Origin of the sequence: Moorena sp. SIO4E2 (genome assembly GCF_010671945.1) — a bacterium.
Classification (GTDB): domain Bacteria; phylum Cyanobacteriota; class Cyanobacteriia; order Cyanobacteriales; family Coleofasciculaceae; genus Moorena; species Moorena producens.
On the sequence record NZ_JAAHIE010001080.1, the window covers coordinates 1 to 1,771 of the forward strand.

Annotated in this window: 1 protein-coding gene and 1 pseudogene; both read left to right on the forward strand. The window is 44.7% G+C overall.

Translation table 11 applies throughout. From position 1 onward, the window contains the following. Positions 1 to 668, forward strand: a pseudogene (locus F6K37_RS40840) (CHASE2 domain-containing protein); the annotation flags it as partial. Between the two features lie 653 nt (positions 669 to 1,321). Then, on the forward strand, positions 1,322 to 1,447 hold the full coding sequence (locus tag F6K37_RS40845) for a CHAT domain-containing protein (protein ID WP_287257006.1): 126 nt from the start codon (positions 1,322 to 1,324) through the stop codon (positions 1,445 to 1,447). Positions 1,448 to 1,771: the final 324 nt, after the last annotated feature.

A 1,771-nucleotide genomic window follows, 5' to 3' on the forward strand; every position in this document is an offset into this window, starting at 1 on the left:
CAATGAAGAGGCTGTTAACGTTAATATTAGACGGAGAAATTGAACAGGGGTTTGATGCCACCCTGGAAATTCGGCAAGGGGATCTCCATTCTCCGTCCCAAACTCGGATTAAAGGGCGGTTGTCAGGGAATCGAGACTTACTCAACTGTTATCGCCATTGGCAGCAACGGTATCTGAGTTTGGAAATGCTATTTCGTGCTCTGAGTGCCAATGCCGAACAGGTGACAAATTCATCCCAGCGGGGGGAAGCCTTTGCGGCTTGTCGGCGAGCAGCTGAGGTTTTGGAAGAAAGTCTTAATCACTGGCTCAATACTGATCCAGAGTTTCGCTCGATTCGGGATAAGTTATTGCGCTCCGGGAAAAAATTTCAACTGCTGTTACAGACCAATAATCCCTGGCTGCGTCGGTTTCCCTGGCACCGCTGGGATTTACTGGCGGAAGCCCAGGCCGAAGTTGCCCTCAGTGCCATTGAATACGATTGTCCCAACCCCCTTAACCCCCAGCCTACCCCCAAGGGCAAGGTCAGAATTCTGGCAATTTTGGGTCAGGGTGCCAATCTTAACCAACAAGCTGATCAGCAGGCGTTGGAGGAGTTGGCGGGAAAGGCGGGGGCACAAATTACCTGGCGGCAGGAACCCCAGGCATCTGAGTTGAATCAGCAGTTTTGACACTCCCATCACGCTCATCACGCGATTATAGTGAGGGATTATTAAGAGTAGAAAACCCTTAACGGCTGAGCAAAACAGCCTCTAGACCCTCCGAATAAAAAAAATCATTGGGCTTACTTTTTGAAGGTTTTTGTTGATTTAAGTTTCCACCAGAGGCTTTTCAGCTTGCACTTAAACCGACACTCAATAGAGCGTAATAATATATTTATACTAGCGGAAATATTTAGGATACGCAACAAAATCGATCTCCAATTCCCATCCCGCGCTTGTCTAAGGGCTATAACGGAAGGGGAATTGGAGTTGAATGATGGTTTGAGATTTACTTCGGCAAGACTTGAACTTGGCTTCACCGCCATTAGCTTTGCCTTGCCTGTAGGCGTCTATCGCCTCATCCCAAGCTTCTTGAGCTTGATGCCCAGGTAACTCCCTAACCCAATCTGGTATTGTCAGACTGGTTCGGTTACTCTTTGGCTTCCTGATTGCTTTGAGCCTGGCTTCTGTTTCCCATCACCTAAGTGTTTTTGAGTTGACTCATCGAATTGTGGCGGCTTTATTCGGCGTGACATCTCTCCTTAATAACCGCTTAAATTTCCTCTTACTAGTATATTAAAAAATCAGTGGAATAAACAATTAATCAATGATTTTATTATTTAATGCTACGTCACATCAACAGTGAAGGCATTATTGGTTTATCTTGTTGCTTCGTTGCAGCCGGTGTTCCCAGTGTGATGGTCTCGTTATGGTCAATCCCTGATGGTGTTTTTTGGAAAAATATTTGACAACTTCTCTAGGAGGGGTTTAAGGGGAGGGCGGTGCAGAAGTTGAGGTTTTTAGGGGATAGCTTCCAGGGACAATGGTGGAACTTATTTGTGATTAGTTCCGTCAAGAGTAATGTAACTGATGAGCATTTACCACTGGGTTACTGAAGATATTTACTACAGTTAGGGGTTCTAAAAAAAACTTTAACTATCTCCGGATATCTGATTTTCATCCCGAAAAAATTTATAGGATATGGAAAACCAGAAATCGCTTCTGGATAATTTATCATGTACCCGGTCTTAATTTTACCTTGGAGCAGACCAGGGTTAATCAACTATAAAAGA

What these genes read in the sequence shown, in the direction of transcription:
- F6K37_RS40845 (WP_287257006.1), top strand. Translation starts at nt 1,322, where the DNA reads ATGCTACGTCACATCAACAGTGAAGGCATTATTGGTTTATCTTGTTGC.